This is a genomic window from uncultured Methanobrevibacter sp., from assembly GCF_937898925.1.
In the GTDB taxonomy this organism is placed as follows: domain Archaea; phylum Methanobacteriota; class Methanobacteria; order Methanobacteriales; family Methanobacteriaceae; genus Methanobrevibacter.
The window spans coordinates 1-16,606 of record NZ_CALDKF010000004.1; the positions used below are offsets into that span (position 1 = coordinate 1).

The 16,606-nt window shown below is 33.1% G+C and carries 15 protein-coding genes; 13 read left to right on the forward strand and 2 right to left on the reverse strand.

All coding sequences use genetic code 11. From position 1 onward, the window contains the following. The 12 genes from Q0409_RS00155 to Q0409_RS00210 form a co-directional block, all read left to right on the forward strand. Positions 1-690, forward strand: a 690-nt coding sequence (locus tag Q0409_RS00155; RefSeq protein ID WP_298533753.1) for an adenosylcobinamide amidohydrolase, incomplete at its 5' end; no start/stop codon positions are given. 205 nt (positions 691-895) lie between these two features. After that, positions 896-1,726 (forward strand): ATP-binding cassette domain-containing protein, encoded by an 831-nt coding sequence (locus tag Q0409_RS00160; RefSeq protein WP_298533806.1) that lies wholly within the window; start codon positions 896-898, stop codon positions 1,724-1,726. A 175-nt stretch (positions 1,727-1,901) separates the two neighbouring features. After that, positions 1,902-3,095, forward strand: a complete 1,194-nt coding sequence (locus tag Q0409_RS00165; RefSeq protein WP_298533755.1) for a type IV pilus biogenesis/stability protein PilW — start codon at positions 1,902-1,904, stop codon at positions 3,093-3,095. A 184-nt stretch (positions 3,096-3,279) separates the two neighbouring features. After that, positions 3,280-3,738, forward strand: coding sequence for a riboflavin synthase (gene ribC, locus Q0409_RS00170; protein ID WP_292788836.1), 459 nt, complete (start codon positions 3,280-3,282; stop codon positions 3,736-3,738). A gap of 22 nt (positions 3,739-3,760) precedes the next feature. Further along, the gene (locus Q0409_RS00175) at positions 3,761-4,468 is read left to right on the forward strand and encodes a glycosyltransferase family 2 protein (RefSeq protein WP_298533757.1); all 708 of its coding nucleotides are present in this window, start codon (positions 3,761-3,763) and stop codon (positions 4,466-4,468) included. Positions 4,469-4,471: 3 nt separating this feature from the next. After that, positions 4,472-4,855, forward strand: a complete 384-nt coding sequence (locus tag Q0409_RS00180) for a DUF2304 family protein (RefSeq protein ID WP_298533759.1) — start codon at positions 4,472-4,474, stop codon at positions 4,853-4,855. A 91-nt stretch (positions 4,856-4,946) separates the two neighbouring features. Beyond that, positions 4,947-5,669, forward strand: coding sequence for a (Fe-S)-binding protein (locus Q0409_RS00185; RefSeq protein WP_298533761.1), 723 nt, complete (start codon positions 4,947-4,949; stop codon positions 5,667-5,669). Then, positions 5,666-6,892, forward strand: a complete 1,227-nt coding sequence (locus Q0409_RS00190) for an LUD domain-containing protein (RefSeq protein WP_298533763.1) — start codon at positions 5,666-5,668, stop codon at positions 6,890-6,892. The genes Q0409_RS00185 and Q0409_RS00190 overlap by 4 nt, the downstream gene beginning before the upstream one ends. Before the next feature lie 318 nt (positions 6,893-7,210). After that, complete coding sequence (gene modA / locus Q0409_RS00195; protein WP_298533765.1) at positions 7,211-8,020, forward strand: molybdate ABC transporter substrate-binding protein; 810 nt, start codon at positions 7,211-7,213, stop codon at positions 8,018-8,020. Between the two features lie 219 nt (positions 8,021-8,239). Then, positions 8,240-8,914 (forward strand): molybdate ABC transporter permease subunit, encoded by a 675-nt coding sequence (gene modB / locus Q0409_RS00200; protein ID WP_298533768.1) that lies wholly within the window; start codon positions 8,240-8,242, stop codon positions 8,912-8,914. Positions 8,915-9,023: 109 nt separating this feature from the next. After that, complete coding sequence (locus Q0409_RS00205; RefSeq protein WP_298533771.1) at positions 9,024-10,049, forward strand: sulfate/molybdate ABC transporter ATP-binding protein; 1,026 nt, start codon at positions 9,024-9,026, stop codon at positions 10,047-10,049. A 192-nt stretch (positions 10,050-10,241) separates the two neighbouring features. Continuing rightward, complete coding sequence (locus Q0409_RS00210) at positions 10,242-13,535, forward strand: DUF5814 domain-containing protein (protein ID WP_298533773.1); 3,294 nt, start codon at positions 10,242-10,244, stop codon at positions 13,533-13,535. An 88-nt stretch (positions 13,536-13,623) separates the two neighbouring features. On the opposite strand, the gene Q0409_RS00215 is transcribed toward Q0409_RS00210, so the two are convergent. Continuing rightward, on the reverse strand, positions 13,624-14,016 hold the full coding sequence (locus Q0409_RS00215; RefSeq protein ID WP_298533775.1) for a hypothetical protein: 393 nt from the start codon (positions 14,014-14,016) through the stop codon (positions 13,624-13,626). Positions 14,017-14,162: 146 nt separating this feature from the next. On the opposite strand from Q0409_RS00215, the gene Q0409_RS00220 reads away from it, so the two are divergent. Beyond that, positions 14,163-14,765, forward strand: a complete 603-nt coding sequence (locus Q0409_RS00220) for a YigZ family protein (protein WP_298533778.1) — start codon at positions 14,163-14,165, stop codon at positions 14,763-14,765. Between the two features lie 130 nt (positions 14,766-14,895). On the opposite strand, the gene Q0409_RS00225 is transcribed toward Q0409_RS00220, so the two are convergent. Then, entirely contained in the window at positions 14,896-16,383 is a 1,488-nt protein-coding gene (locus Q0409_RS00225; RefSeq protein ID WP_298533781.1) for a sodium-dependent transporter, read from the reverse strand. Positions 16,384-16,606 lie beyond the last annotated feature (223 nt).

Genomic DNA, 16,606 nt, shown 5'->3' on the forward strand with positions numbered 1-16,606 from the left:
GATTTAGAAGACGATGAGAGCAATGACCAAAATAATAACCAAAATCCAAATAAGCCTGGAACAATCAATACAATACTTTTAATAAATACAAAATTGGATGAAAGCTCTCTTCTATTGGCAGAAATGATTGCTGTAGAGGCAAAAGCAGTTGCCCTTAGGGATTTGATGGTATCAAGCAATTATTCAAATGAGATAGCTACAGGTACAGGAACTGATGGAATAGCTATTTTCTCAAATATGGATAGTGAAAACTTTACAGACAATGTCAGCAAACATGCCAAAATAGGAGAACTTATTGGAAAAGTGGTCATTGATTCAATTAAGGATGCATTAGCTAAACTGCAATGGTTGACTCCAACTTATCAATTGAATGCATTGGTTAGATTGGATAGATTCCAATACAATTTAGATGATTTTTATAATGATTATTTGCCAAGCCATATGAAAATGGAAGATGAAGATGATAAAAGGAAATTCATTGTATCTTTAATCAGCATTTCCAAAAATCCTGAACTTGTTTCATATGTTTCATTGATTATTCATCTCTTGGATCAGTATAGATATGGATTATTAAGCAAGAAAACAGTTTTAAAGGCTTCCACTTCAATTTTGGATAATCAATTAAATAGTGATGAATGGCAATCCATGAAATTGCTTTTGGATTACATCATCAAGACTCAATTAGAATGATTTTAAAATACTAATTCTCCTATTTCCTATCCTATTTTTACTATTTTTTCATTTTTTTCTATTTTTTATCATATGTTTGATATTTTATCAAACTGGCTTTATTTAAAAGTATTACTTTTTTTAAGTTTTTATAGAGTTTTTTATTACTTTTTAAACATTTATATAGTCTTTTTGATATAATAAATAATAAGTTGGAGGTTTTAGTATTTTAGAGGCAAGAAATATAGTTTTTGAATATCCTGATGGAACAAGGGCATTGAACAACATTAATTTTAAGGTTGATAAAGGTGAAATGGTAGCTCTTTTAGGACGAAATGGGGCTGGAAAGTCTACACTGTTTTTACATTTCAATGGAATCAACATTCCAAAATCAGGTGAAATCTATATTGATGGAGAGAAGCTTGAATATGATAAGGAAAGCCTCTTTAAAGCTCGTCAGAAAATAGGAATCGTATTTCAAAACCCAGATAATCAACTCTTTGCTCCAACTGTAGAAGAGGATGTGGCTTTTGGGCCAATGAATTTAGGTCTTCCAATTGAAGAGGTGGAACAAAGGGTTAAGGATTCCCTTGAAAAGGTGGGAATGGCTGGTTTTGAAAAGAAATCCCCTCACCATTTAAGCGGTGGTCAAAAGAAAAGGGTAGCTATTGCAGGTATTTTGGCTATGAAGCCTGAACTGATGATTCTCGATGAACCTACTTCCGGTTTGGATCCAAAAGGAGCTTCACATATTCTTAAATTATTGTATGAATTGAATAAGGAAGGAATGACTATCGTTATTTCCACTCACGATGTTGATTTGGTTCCTGTTTATTCAAGTGAAATTCATTTGATCAGTGATGGGGAAATCATTGCTGAAGGAAAACCTAATGAGGTATTTTCTGATGTGGATACAATTAGGGAAGCCGATTTACGTCTTCCAAGAATGGCACATCTTGCTGAAATATTGGAAAAGGAAGACAAGATTGATTTTGAAGGGAATTATCCATTAACAATTGGTCAGGCACGTAGAAAGTTTCTTGATTTATTGGAATAATAATTTACTTACAATACTAATTTTAAATATTTACTATTTTTTTATTATTTTTCTTATTTTGTGCTATTGTGCACATCCTTTTTTTTCTTTTTTTCAACTTATAATATCATTTAAATAGGATTATAAATAAAAAAATTAGTAGAAAAAACTTTATTGTTTCTTTGTGATGATTTAAATGACTGATGAGATTATTAACCGAATTAAGATGAATTTAAGCGGAAATCCAGATTTGGATAGGGATTATTTAATCTCCCAATTGGATTATTATAAGAATCATGAATCTGCCTATGAGATCATTAAAGAGATTTCAAGATTGATTTGGCAATCTTTAGACTTTTATCATGAAGAAAATAACAATGAATCCAAGAAGACAAATGTATCAAGGATCCTTGATGAGGTTATTCCACTTATTGAAAATCGTGACAAGAAAACCGCTTTGGAAAAATTAGACAATTTCATGAGTTATTTTCTTGATAAGTATGAAAATGAGGACATTCATAAGGAAAGCGATTTCAAATCAAATAGGTCAATCACTGAGATTCAGTATATGAGATATGAGGAAAACAAGTTGTCCAGAAGTCCAAGAAATTATAATCCCAATCATAAAAAGAGTGGGGTTAATTGGAAAAAAGATGTAAAAATCAATAGAATGAGTGAAGTTGATAGTGATGACTCTTCTCTTCCAAAGGAATATCATAGCTTTTTAAATCCTCTTGAAGAGATTTTATTTTACCAGTACATTGGTTTAAAGAATGAATTGGAATATATTCCATTCGATGAACCTTTATTTGATTTGTATTACATTTATGGAACTTTGCTTTTGGAATATGATAACTATTCAAAGGCAGAGGAATATCTTCTTAAGGCCTTAAGAATCAATCCCGTGTCCTCAAAAACCATTCTTTCCCTTGCAGACATTTACAAATCAAAGACACGAACCTACAACAGGTTTTTCCTATACAATGTAGATGCATTAAAGTTCGCTTATAAAAATGAGGATATTGCAAGGGCTTATAGGAATTTCGGTTTCTTCTATGTTGAGGAAAACCAATTGGATATTGCTGCTGTCTTCTATGATTTCAGCTTGAACTTTGATTTCAACAAGCAGGCATTCAGAGAACTTGAATATATTAAATCCCGTGGAATCAACACTGAAATGGATAGGAAAGATGCAGAAAGGATAATAGAATCAAAAAGTATTCAAATAGGTGTAAATCCTTTTATTTTAGACACATTAAAGATCATTTGTGCTGATTTGGAAAAGAGAAATCATTATAGGGGTGCCTTATATTTCTATAGAATCCTATATGACTTGACTAAAGACAATATTGTTTTAGGTAAAATCAATTCAATTCAAAATAGGATTTAATAATTTAGGCGATTTTATTTTGATGATTTTTTAAATATGGTGATTTTTTTAAATATGATGATTTTAAAATATTTGATTTACTTTATATATAATTAAAAACATATTCAATAATGTATCAAAATATTAAATTAATTATTTATAATAATTAAATAATTTTTAAAATAATGTTTATTTGGTGAATAAAATGAGAATAGGAATTGCAGATACTACATTCGCTCGTTATGATATGGGTGCTGCAGCTATTGATGAATTAAAGAAAAACGCTTCAGACTTAAAGATTATTCGCGTTACTGTTCCTGGGGTTAAGGATCTTCCAGTGGCAAGCAAAAAGCTTATTGAAGAGGAAGACTGTGAAATTGTCATGGCATTGGGAATGCCTGGGCCAATGGAAAAGGATAAGATGTGTGCTCATGAAGCGTCTACAGGTTTAATTCGTGCTCAACTCATGACAAACACACATATTCTAGAAGTGTTTGTTCATGAAGATGAAGAGGAAGACCCTAAGGAGCTAAAAAAATTGGCAGACAATAGGGCTCGTGAACATGCTCAAAACCTTATCAAGATGATGTTCCATCCTAAACAAATGAGAAAAGAAGCAGGAAAAGGAATGAGAGAAGGTAAAGAAGACGCAGGTCCTTTATAGTTTAAAAAAATTTAAAGATAATATGTCAGATGTAAATTCAGAAATCACTAAGGATGTTTATTTAGTCGTTCCAGCATTCAATGAAGAGAAGACTGTGTCTCAAATCATTGAGGGAATAGCTGAAAAAGGATATAATGTGATTCTAGTCAATGATGGTTCAAGAGACAAGACCCTTGAATTGGCTATTGAATCCAAAAGGAAATATCCTAATCAGATATTTGTTGTTTCCCATGTAATCAATAGGGGACTTGGTGCTGCATTGAAAACTGGAATGGTTCTTGCACATAATAAAGGCGCTAAATACATTGTAACCTTTGACGCTGATGGACAGCATGAGATAGCTGATATTCCAAAGGTTTGCAAGCCTTTAGTTGATGGAGAGGCAGATGTTGTAATAGGTGCAAGGCCATTTGAAGACATGCCACTAAGTAAAAGTTTTGCTAACTATATCATGAATGCTTTAACTCTCATATTCTATGGAAGAAAGGTAAAGGATTCACAATCAGGCCTTAGAGCATTTACAGCTCATGCAGCTGATGCAATAAACATCGTTTCAAGAGGATATGGTGTATCATCTGAATTCATTAAGGAGATAAGCGATAAGAATCTTAGATTGGCTGAAGTTACAATCACTACAATATATACTCCTGAAACCCAGAATAAGGGGACCGATGCGATTGTAGGATTAAGAATATTAACTAAGATGGTGATTGATTTATTTAGATTATAATTAATGGGAAGTGTTATTATTATAGGTCCATTTCGTACATATCAGATTTTATTAATTATTGCAACTGTAATAGTTCTCATATTCTTCTATAGGAGATTAAGAGTTAAGAAAATCACTCCCGCTACATTTGTATTATGGGCTATTGTTTGTGTAATAGTTAATTTCTTTGCTTTTGCTCCTAGATTCAGTGACCCTCTTGCAGGATTTTTCGGTTTTGGTAGAGGATTGGACTTATTGCTAGTTCTCGGATATGGGCTTTTAGTTTATGCGATCTTTAGATTATATATGAAAATCGATGAGTTGAATAGGAACACTACTGAACTTGTCAGAGCATTGGCTCTTAAGGATGAAATCAAATTGGAAGATATTGATAAGGAAGAGGAATGATTTCTTCCATTATTTTTTTAATTAAAATTATCATGCAGATTAAAATTTATTAGATTATAGGATTTTTTTTATTATTTATTAAGGTTAAAATATGTTATTGTATTTTAGAGGATGTACAGCTAGAGAGAAATTAACTTCAATCAGCAAGGCTACAGAAAGGATTTTAAAGATAGCTAAAATCGATTATGAAACTTTAGAAGACGAAAAATGCTGTGGATCCGTACTTTTAAGAACTGGTTTTTTAGATGATGCAATTGAACAGATGAATGGCAATTTAAAGGATTTTGAAGGAAAAACCATTCTAACTTCATGTGCAGGATGTTATAAGACATTGAAGGAAGATTATAAGAAGTACCTGGGTGTTGATTTAAAGGTTATTCATATTTCTCAGCTATTGGAGCAATTGATTAAGGAAAATAAAATCAATCTTAAAGGCAATAAGGACTTGAAGGTCACATACCATGATTCATGTCATTTAGGAAGGCATGCAGGGGAATATGAAGCTCCCCGCAATGTAATCAATTCCATTTCAAAATTGGTTGAAATGGAGAACAATAGGGAAAAGGCAAGATGCTGCGGCTCTGGAGGTGGAGTTAAATCAGCTTATGGAGAATTGTCTAATTCAATTTCTGATTTAAGGATTAGGGAAGCTAAAGAAACCGATGCGGATCTATTGGTAAGTGCATGCCCCTTTTGTGAATTGAATTTAAGCCAAAACAGTGATGATTTCGAAGTTTTAGATTTATCAGAGTTTGTTTTAAAACATTTGGATATTGAAAAAAGTAGCTTTGATAAAGGGGATGAGATTCAATGAAAGAAAAGGAAATTGAATCCATGAGAAAAGTATTCGGTGAATTAAAGGACCGTATAGAACCCCTTGTCAAATCTCCTAAAATAAAGGCTCTTCAAAACAGAGTTATAGATATTAGAAAGAGTGCAATAGACAATAATGAGGAACTGATAGCTATTGCAAAGGAAAGCTTTAAGGAAAATGATATTGATTGCTTTTATGCAAATGATGATGAAGAGGCAAGAAAAATATTGCTTGATTTGATCAATGATGAAATTGAAAGAAGCAATAGTGATAAGAATGAGGTTTATATTGCGAAATCCAAATCAAATACTCTACGTGAGATTGATGCAACTCAATTTTTAGAAGAGCAAGGCATGACTATTGTAGAAACTGATTTGGGAGACCGTATTCTACAATTAAAGAAAAATGACAACAGTCCTGTTCATCCTACAGGCCCTGCTTCACATTTGACTGTTCAGGACATTGCAGAGATTGTCAATGAATCCATGAATTTGGATTTGCCTGCAGAACCAAAGCCAATTATGGAAGCGGTTAGAGCGGATGTCTTAAGTCTTATCGAGAAATCTTTCATAGGAATTAGCGGTACCAATTCCATCGCTGCTGAAGATGGTGCTGTTTTAATGGTTCACAATGAAGGGAATATCAGTTTGGTTCAAAGCAAAAAGCTCCACATAATCGTTGCAGGGATTGATAAATTGGTTCCTTTGCTTGAGGATTGCGTTTCAATTGGCAAGCTTGAAACAGCTTTTGCAACTGGAAAGCCTTTGACTTCCTATATCAACATAGTTTCAGGCCCTTCCAAAACTGCAGATATTGAGAAAAAGCTTCTTAAGAATATGTATGGTGCTGAAAAAGTAGCTGTTATTTTGCTTGACAATGGTAGGAAAGAAGCATTTAAGGAGTGTCTTTGGTGCATTGGCTGTGGAAATTGCATTGTAAGCTGTCCTGTTTACAATAGTATAGGGAATAAGTTTGGTTTTCATAGCTATTTAGGAGGCCGTGGAGTTGCAATGAGCCGATACTTGAAAGATAATCAGGTAAGTGTTGATTCTGGTTTGTATATGTGCACTTTATGTGGATTGTGTACAGAAAACTGTCCAGTCCTTACTCCAACTTCTGAAATAATTGAAAATCTTAGAAATGAAACACAAAAAGAAGGACTTTCAAGAGAGCCTCATAAAAAAATAAGGGACAATATTAAAGATAATGGATCTCCTTATTAATTATTTCTATAATAACATTGTCTCACTTTTTTATTTTTACAATTTATTCTATTTTTTAAAAATAATCAGTTCTTTTATATATCGATATGAAATTGTTCTCAAAATCGATATGAAAATATTTATATATCAGTATGAAAAAAGATATAATTACTAATCAGAAAACATTAAATCATTATCTAAACAAGGTAAAGTAATAATGAAAGTTATTATCATTCGATAATGAAATTTATTGCATAAAGGATTATTTTTAAATTCTTTTTACTTCAATCATTGATTTAATGTATGATAGTGTTTTAATAATTTTTTAGGAGAATATATATGAATAGAAAAGCTTTGATGATTGCTGTTTTAGCATTAATAGCTGTGATTAGTGTAGGTTCATGTTCTGCTGGCTGGTTTGACTTCATCACTGGTGAACCAGATTTAGAGGGACAAGAAGTAAATTTAGCTGCAGCAGCTAGTTTAAAAAATGTATTTGATGATGAATTAATTCCTATGTTTGAGGAAAAATACCCTGGTGTAAAAGTAACTCCAACTTACGCTTCCAGTGGTGACTTGCAAACTCAAATTGAAAACGGTTTAGAGGCAGATGTGTTCATGTCTGCTGCTAACAAGCAAATGAATGCTTTAGCTGATGAAGGTTTAGTTGACAATGACACCAACCTCCAATTCTTGGAAAACAAAGTTGTATTGATCGTACCTGCTGATTCAGATTCCAACATCACTTCATTTGAAGATTTAGCAAATGTTGAAGGAAACATCGCTATCGGTGACCCTGAATCCGTACCTGCAGGACAATATGCAGAAGAAATCTTAACCAACCTTGGAATTTACGACCAAATCGAATCCAAATTTTCCTTAGGTACTGATGTAACTGCAGTATTGAACCAAGTAGCTCAAGGATCTGCTGAATGTGGTATTGTATACGCTACTGATGCTAAATCCACTGATGATGTAAAAGTCGTCTGTGAAGCACCAGAAGACGCTTTAGACACTCCAGTAATTTATCCTATTGCACAATTAAAAGATTCCAAAAACTCAGAAGCTGCAAGTGAATTCATGGAATTCTTGCAAAGCCAAGAAGCTAAAGACAAATTCGTTGAATATGGATTTACTCTTCACGAATAAATTCAGTATCCATTATTCATGTGAATAAGAAAAATATTAAATAGACTTAATATTGTATTATTCATGTGAATAATCACTTTTTTTAAAATTATTAGTTAATATTAAATTATTTAGCAATTATTTATGTAATTATTATGCAAATATTAATAAGAATTAAAAAGAAATATATTATTTATCATATCGATTGAATAATTTAATATTAATTAAGGAGAACATTACATGACAGATTGGTCCCCAATTTTCATCTCAATGAAAACCGCAAGCGTATCAATTTTCATAACCTTCTTTTTAGGTTTGATTGTTGCTTGGGGTCTTGTGAAGATGAAAAATGACACTGGAAAAATTATATTAGACGGCATATTCACATTGCCTCTTGTATTGCCACCTACTGTAGTGGGTTTCTTTTTATTATGGATTTTTGGTGTCAGAGGACCTATAGGTAGCTTTTTTATAGACTTTTTTGCATACAAAATAGCTTTCTCATGGCCTGCAACTGTAATTGCAGCAGTTGTGATGTCTTTTCCTTTGATGTACCGTTCCGCAAGAGGTGCATTTGAGCAAATAGATTCCAACCTATTGGATGCAGGACGTACATTAGGAATGTCTGAATGGAAGATCTTCTGGAAAGTTGCTTTTGCAAATGCATTACCAGGAATACTCAGTGGTGGAATTCTTGCTTATGCACGTGGTTTAGGCGAGTTCGGTGCTACAGCTATGCTTGCAGGAAACATTGCAGGACAAACCAGAACACTCCCAATGGCAGTTTATTCAGAAGTTGCTGCAGGTAATATGGGAGAGGCATTTGGTTATGTAATATTCATTGTTTTTATAGCATTCATTGTGATTTTCATCATGGATTATGTCACTTTACGTAAGGAAAAGCAATGGAGATAGTTTTTATTAAATTTAACTTATAATGTTTATTTATTGTTTATTTATAGTTTATTTGATTGAGAAAATATTTTATAATTTAATTTTATTTTTATATTCACGAGGAAGGATTATGGCTAAGTTATTAAAGGTAAATATCCAAAAGGAACTTAAGGAATTTGATTTGGATGTTGATTTTGAGTTAAAAAAAGGTTGTTTAGGTATTTTAGGTCCTTCCGGTTGTGGAAAAAGTATGACATTGAAATCCATTGCAGGTATTGTAAATCCTGATAATGGTTTCATAAGCTTAAATGACACTGTTTATTTTGATTCAATCAATAAAACTAACCTTAAGCCTCAAAAAAGAAATGTAGGATACCTATTCCAGAATTATGCACTGTTTCCAAATATGACAGTAGAGGAAAATGTTGCTATAGGATTAGGTAAGGGTTATGACAAGAATCATTTATCTGAAATCATTAAGCGCTATCACTTGAACGGTTTGGAAAAGAGATATCCTAGAGAGTTGTCTGGAGGTCAGCAGCAAAGGGTTGCATTGGCTCGTATAATGGCTTATGGGCCTGATGTCATATTGTTGGATGAGCCTTTCAGCGCTATGGACACTTTCCTTAAGGAGCAATTGCGTCTTGAGCTTGTCAATTCATTAAGGGATTTCGATGGATTTTCAATTATGGTCACTCATAATCGTGATGAGGCATTCCAGTTTTGTGATGAGCTCATTATATTGGATAAGGGTAAGGTTATAGCAAAAGGCGACACTCATGAAGTGTTTGAGAATCCGAGAAAGGTTCAGGTTGCAAGGCTTACAGGATGTAAGAACATCTCTAGAATTGAAATAATTGATGATTATCATGTAAAGTCATTGGATTGGGGACTTGAGCTTGAAGTCTCTAAAAAGCTTTCACCAAATATTACACATATTGGAATAAGGGCTCACGATTTCTCTTCTGCTAAAGAGGATGATTTGAATGCATTTGATACACTTGGTTCATCAAAGATAGAAATGCCTTTTGAATGGGAAATAACCTTGGCAAATGGATTATGGTGGAAGTATGACAAGCAGATTCATGAGCATGAATTTCTTGTTCCTGATTACATTAAAATAAATCCTAAAAACATTATTTTATTGGAAGAGTAGTTTAATTGCTCTTTATTTTTCATTTATTCTATTCTTTTAATTTAACTTTTTTTTAACATTTAATCCATATTTTTTTTAATTTTTTCATAAATTCACTTATTTTTTGTCTTAATCTTTTTAAACTATTAAAAATATAATTTAAACTATAATGTTTATATAAAAAATTTAAAATAAAAATTAGGAATTTTATCAATGATAGTTTTAAGCAAAAAGAAAAAGACTTGGGAAATGTATCCTATTGGAAGTCCTAAAGGAGCTTTAAATACAAAGCGTAAGCCAGAATTCATTGGTGTATTGAAGTTTAAGGAAAATGATGAGGATGGCTCAATTTCCATAAACCGTTTTGTAATCAAGGATGAAAAGGAAGACAAGCTCTACCCTCCTTCCAAAGCAATTAACTTATTACGTTCTCAAGCTGTTTTCTTGGCAGACAAGGATGAAAAGCTGGAAGCTTTCCTAAAGCACAACAACATCAAGGTCAGATTCACAAATATCTGTCAGCATTGCAGTTTCGAAGGGGAAGTCACCATTATCAATTCAGACTTTTCATATCACTATCATGACCAATTGATCTGCAAGACCTGTGCTGAAAATACTATCAAAAGGGAGCTTCAGCTTAGGGGATATGACAAGAAGGTATTCAGGAACTTCAAGAGAGTGCTTGAAAAGACAGGCAGTCTGGATGATGTTTTGGAAATGCTTTCACCAAGATTTGATCCATTGGCACACACAGACTTGACATTGTTCGATAGGGTCAGGGTTCATGATGATAAGATTCCTAAAATAGCCATGAAAAGGCTAAAGATACCTGAAGAGTTCAAGCAAGTCATTTTAAAAGAGAAAAACGATTATCTTCTCCCAGTTCAATATTTGGCAATTAGAGAAGGATTATTGAAAGGTGAAAACCTTTTGGTAGTGTCCGCTACAGGTAGTGGGAAGACATTGGTTGGAGAGCTTGCAGGTATTCCAAAGGCATTGAATGGCAAAAAATTCTTATTTTTAACTCCACTTGTAGCACTTGCAAACCAGAAGTATAGGGATTTCAAGAAGAGATATGAGCCTTTAGGATTGAAGGTAGCAATTAAAGTGGGAATGAATCGTATCAAGGCTAAAGGAGAGCTAAAGTTACCTAATTCCAATATTCAAGATGCGGATATTGTTGTAGGTACCTATGAGGGAATAGACTTTATGTTAAGGGCTGGCGATTCCGATGCATTGAATGACTTGGGACTTGTATTGATAGATGAGATCCATACCATTTCAGATGAGGAAAGGGGTCTCAGGTTAAATGGATTGATAAAAAGGATTGAGCATATCTTCCCTAAGACTCAAGTGATTGGATTGTCCGCTACAATAAAGAATCCTCAGGACTTGGCAAATGACTTCAATATGAAATTAGTCCAGTACAAGGAGCGTCCTGTTCCTCTTGAAAGGCATATTGTCTTTGTAAGGGGAGATGTCCAAAGAAGAATAATCATGAGAAAATTGGTTCAAAGGGAGTATTTCAGCACATCCTCTAAGGGATTCAAGGGCCAAACCTTGATTTTTACCAACTCAAGAAGAAAAACCCATAAAATAGCTAACTTCCTATCTGGAAAGGGAATCAATGCTTCAGCATATCATGCAGGATTGTCTTACTTCAAGAAGGAAAAAATTGAAAAGGACTTTTCCAAAGGCAAGATTGCAGCAGTTGTTACAACTGCAGCGCTTGCAGCAGGTGTGGACTTCCCAGCATCACAAGTTATTTTCGAATCATTGCTTATGGGTAACAAGTGGATCACTCCTAATGAGTTTTCACAGATGTTAGGTAGGGCTGGTAGGCCAACATACCATGACAGAGGTGTAATATATCTCGTTCCAGAGATTGGAAGTGAGTTTGACAATGAAAGTGAAGAGGCAGTTGCACTTGATCTGCTTGAAAGTGATGTCGAGGATATTTTCGTGGATTATACAGAGGATGGATCACTTGAACAGATACTTGCTGATATATCATCAAAGTCCTTAAGGAAAGTGAAGGATGTTGAAGAATTCTATCAAAATATTCCAGTTCCAATGGATATAATGACAGCACTTGATGAACTTGAAGATAAAGATGCAGTGAATATACATGCAGACGATACTATAGATACAACTCGCTTCGGTAGAGCAGTTGCAATGTCATTTTTATCTGTTGATGATGGTGTAATCATCAAGGATTCAATCAATGATCCGAATTACTTAAGCTATTATTATAAAAAGCCATTCTTTAAGACTAATCTGAAAGAGCTAAGGTTGCTTTCTGAAAAGATTGATGAAAGTAATGAGAATGCCTTAAAGAAAAACAAGAAGATAAAGGACAAGTCTAAACAGGCTAAAAATAGTTCTAAAAATGATAATGAAGATAAAAAAGAGACAAAAGAAAAGGATAAAAAGGACAAGAATGATAAGAAGGATAAGAAGGGCAAAAGGGACAATAAGAAGAAAAACAAGTCTAAAAAAGATAAGAAGAACAGGAATAAATCCCATAAGTCTAAAGAGAATAAGATTAAGGAAAAATCCATTAAACCTAAGGAAGATAAACCTAAAGAACTTAAAGAACATAAAGAACTTAAAGAATCTAAAGAAAATGAAAGTTCTGGAATTAAGTTCATTGTTGAAGATGATGTGGATGAAAAGCCAGTTCCTAAAAAGGAGACTAAAAAGGAATCCAAAACCAGCAAGTATATTGATAATATTGCTGATTATTTCAATGGATTGAATCAATCTAAGGATTATAAGTCTTCTGATGATGATTCCAATATTGGCAATCAAAAGAATGATTATAAATCCTCTAAAAAAGATAAATCTAAGGTTAATGAGTCAGATGTGATTTATAATAAGAAAACTTCAAATAAGTCTAAAAACAGGAAAAATAATAATTCTGCAGCAGTCAAACAGTTTAAGTTTAAGGAAAACATCTTTGCTGACATTCATGAAAAGATGTCTAAGGATGAAGTCAATTCCAATGACCTATTGAAAGTTCAGTCAATAGCTCTTGATTTGGAATTGTTTGAAAACGCTTATTTGGCTCCAGTTGTTCATAAGCAAATCATCAGTGCATTGAAGATGAACTTCTCTACAAGGTTATTTGCTGAATCCACAGTGGATATCATATTCTCTGGGGAAGCGATTTCAAAGATTGATAAGAAATTCCAGGATGCCTTGCTTAAGATTCAAATTGATTTCCTAAGATGTGATTGCAATGAAAGGCCGTTCTGTGAATGCCTGCAAAGGGGAATTTCATATTACATAATCAATCAAAGGTTGAATGGAAAGGATCCAATTGACATTTCAAATTCTCTTCTTAAGGAATATCAAATCCAAACATATCCTGGAGACATATTCTCCTGGCTTGATGCTTATGTAAGGAATCTGGATGCAATTAGAAGAATTGCTAAGGCATTTGGGAAAAAAGATATAGTTCAAGTTTCAGAAAAACTGATGAAAATAGTTGAATCTGGAAAATAATCAAGAATTAGGATTTTTAAGAATTTGAATTGTGAATAAAGTAAAAATAGAAAAAAAGAGAATTGGATTAATTAAAGTTTTTCTTTTATTATCCGTTGCTTATAAAGAATCTTAAAAGTCTTGCGAGAAGGTCAGGATTGTCATCAGAGCTTGAACTTGAGTAATAGCTTGAGCTTGAACCGGAATTGTCTGAATTGAAAATCTTGTTCATTCCTTTGCCTATCAGTTCAGACCAGTCACTGCCTTCATCATTGTAACTGTTGTAATTATCGCCATTATCGTTTGAATCGAAAAGTGAGAATAATCCTCCTCCATTTTCTGAACTGTCTAAATAGCCATTGTTGTTTTTATCCTCATCGTAATCGCTGGTTGCAATCCAATCGGAAAGACCGCCAGTCATAGAAAAAACTGCACTACTTGCAATAAAAGCAATAAAAGCTATAACAATGTATACCAAAAACTTTGCTTTCTTATCTTCCATGATTTCACCTCGATGATTTAATAATTTTACTTATAAATCTTATCAAAATTAATATTATATCAATTAAACATATAAATGTATATGTTATTAATATAAAATAATTAATATAAAACATTTTCTAATAATCAAAAATATTGAACGATACTATGAAAACAATAGCTAAACCCTTTCAAACATCTATAGATATTAAGAAATCTCAATTCATTTGCCGACTCATTCCTGCACAGAATGAAAAGGAAGCGAAAGAGATCATAAATAAAATATCTGAAGAGTACAAGGATGCAACACACAATTGCACTGCATATGTAGTTAGCGATGGGGAAGGATTTGATGATGATGGTGAGCCTGGCGGAACTGCAGGTAGGCCTATGCTTAATGTATTAAAGAAAAATGAGATGGAAAACATTGTAGCTATTGTAACAAGGTATTTCGGTGGAATCAAGCTTGGTGCAGGAGGTTTGGTTCGTGCTTACAGCAAGTCAGTTCTTGAAACCCTTTCAATTGCCGAGATTGTTGATATGGAATTGTATGAAATATTCCGTTTCAGCTTTGAATATCAGCATATAAAGACAATTGACAATGAGATCAGGGCAAAGAATTTGTCTGTTGTTGAAAAGCAGTATGAAGCCAATGTCATTTATTTTGTAGCTTCCAATAATGAGGATATGATTAAAAACATTCAGGAAAAATTAGCGGGTGCAGTTAAAATAGAGCATTTAGGAAGCAGATTTTTGGAAAAAATAGATTAATAATAAATCTTTTTTTAAAATAATAAAATAAAAATACAAAAAATAAAAAAATAAAAATAGAAAAAATAATTAATAAACTTACTTTTTTTTTAAAAATAAAAAAAGAAAATAGAAAATAATTTAAAATAAATTATAATCTATATTCAGTCTTATCCCAGTCTTCGTTTGTAGCAGGCATCTTGGTAAATATGAAAGTCAATGCAAGCAATATGACAGTAAGAACACCAAATACGATCAATTCACTCATTGAACCGGTGTTTATAATGTCCAATACTCCACCGATCCATACGATTGCAATGACCAATGGTAAAATGTATTTAACTATATAAACCCACCAATTGCCTAATTTAATGGTTCTACTACGTGCATTTAAAGTTGGAATAAGCTCTTCACAACTGAAAGTCCATGCGAATAGGTTACATTCCACCAATACACCGAAGAGTATAGCTATTTGGTTGATATATGCATCAACGTATCCAAGGAGTGTTCCACCATAGGAGGTTGCATACATCATGGATAATGCAGCTCCTATTATACAAAGGACAGTCATGGTCTTCTTACGGGACCATGTGAACTTGTTTTGAATACTGAATGCCAAAGGTTCGATAGTGGACAATATACTTGTAAGCCCTGCAAGGTAAACTGTCAAGAAGAACAAAGGACCTATAATAATTGCATATTGGCCTAATACATTCAATACGGTAGGATAAGCTACAAATACCAATCCTGTACCTTGGGTTACAAGGTCTGCAACTGCTGTACCGCTTTGAAGTGACATGTATCCAAGGATTGAGAATACTCCTAATGCACAGAAGTTTTCAAATGCGCAATTTGCAAATGCAATGGACAATGTGTTTGTAATCAAGTCCCCTTCCTCTCCGGTATAGCTTGCATAAGTGAATGCAATACTCATACCCAGGCTTAATGAGAATATTATCTGACCGAATGCTGCCATCCATATGTCAAAGTCCAAGAGCAAGCTCCAATCAGGTGAAAAGAGCTCATTCAATCCTATCATTGCACCAGGTAAGGTTAAGGAGAATGCTACAATCACAATCATGATTATAAACAATAAAGGAACAAGAACTTTACTTACCTTTCCAAGTCCCTCTTCAAGATCCTTGTGGGAAATGTACCATATGATTGCCCAACTTGCAAGCATTGCAGTAGCAATGACTGGAATGAAGTTAGTTATTCCACTAAAGGTTTCTTGAGATTGAAGCAAGGTTGTTGCAAAGTAGGTATTAGGGTCTGCTCCCCATCCCTTAAAGAAGCTTAATATTACATATATTCCATCCCATCCAAGTATACATGAATAATAGACCATGATTATGAATACGGAAATAGGCAAGATCCATCCTAAAAATTCATAATTTGCATGTATTTTACGAATAGCCTTTGGAAAGGATGATTTGAAATTATATCCGACACCATATTCCAAGATTAAAAATGGAACTCCCATCAGCAATATAGCAACGATATATGGAATGTAGAATGCTCCTCCACCATTGCTGTATAAAACGTATGGGTATCTCCATATATTTCCAAGTCCTACAGCAGAACCTACCATTGCCAAAACAAATGATAGATTACTGCCCCATTCGTTTTTATCACTCATAAAAAATCACAAAATTGTTTAATAAATTTTAATTAAATTGAAAAATAGAATAAATTTCTAATCCTTCTTCAAATCACTTAAAGCTCAGATTTAAAATAATTTCTGGTTCTTCTTCAAAATCGCTTAAGCTCAGATTTAAAGATTTTTAAGATTTTTTTATCTAAAATTAATTTAATACTATAATATATTGTATTTAAAATATAAAAACTATACTATGTAAACT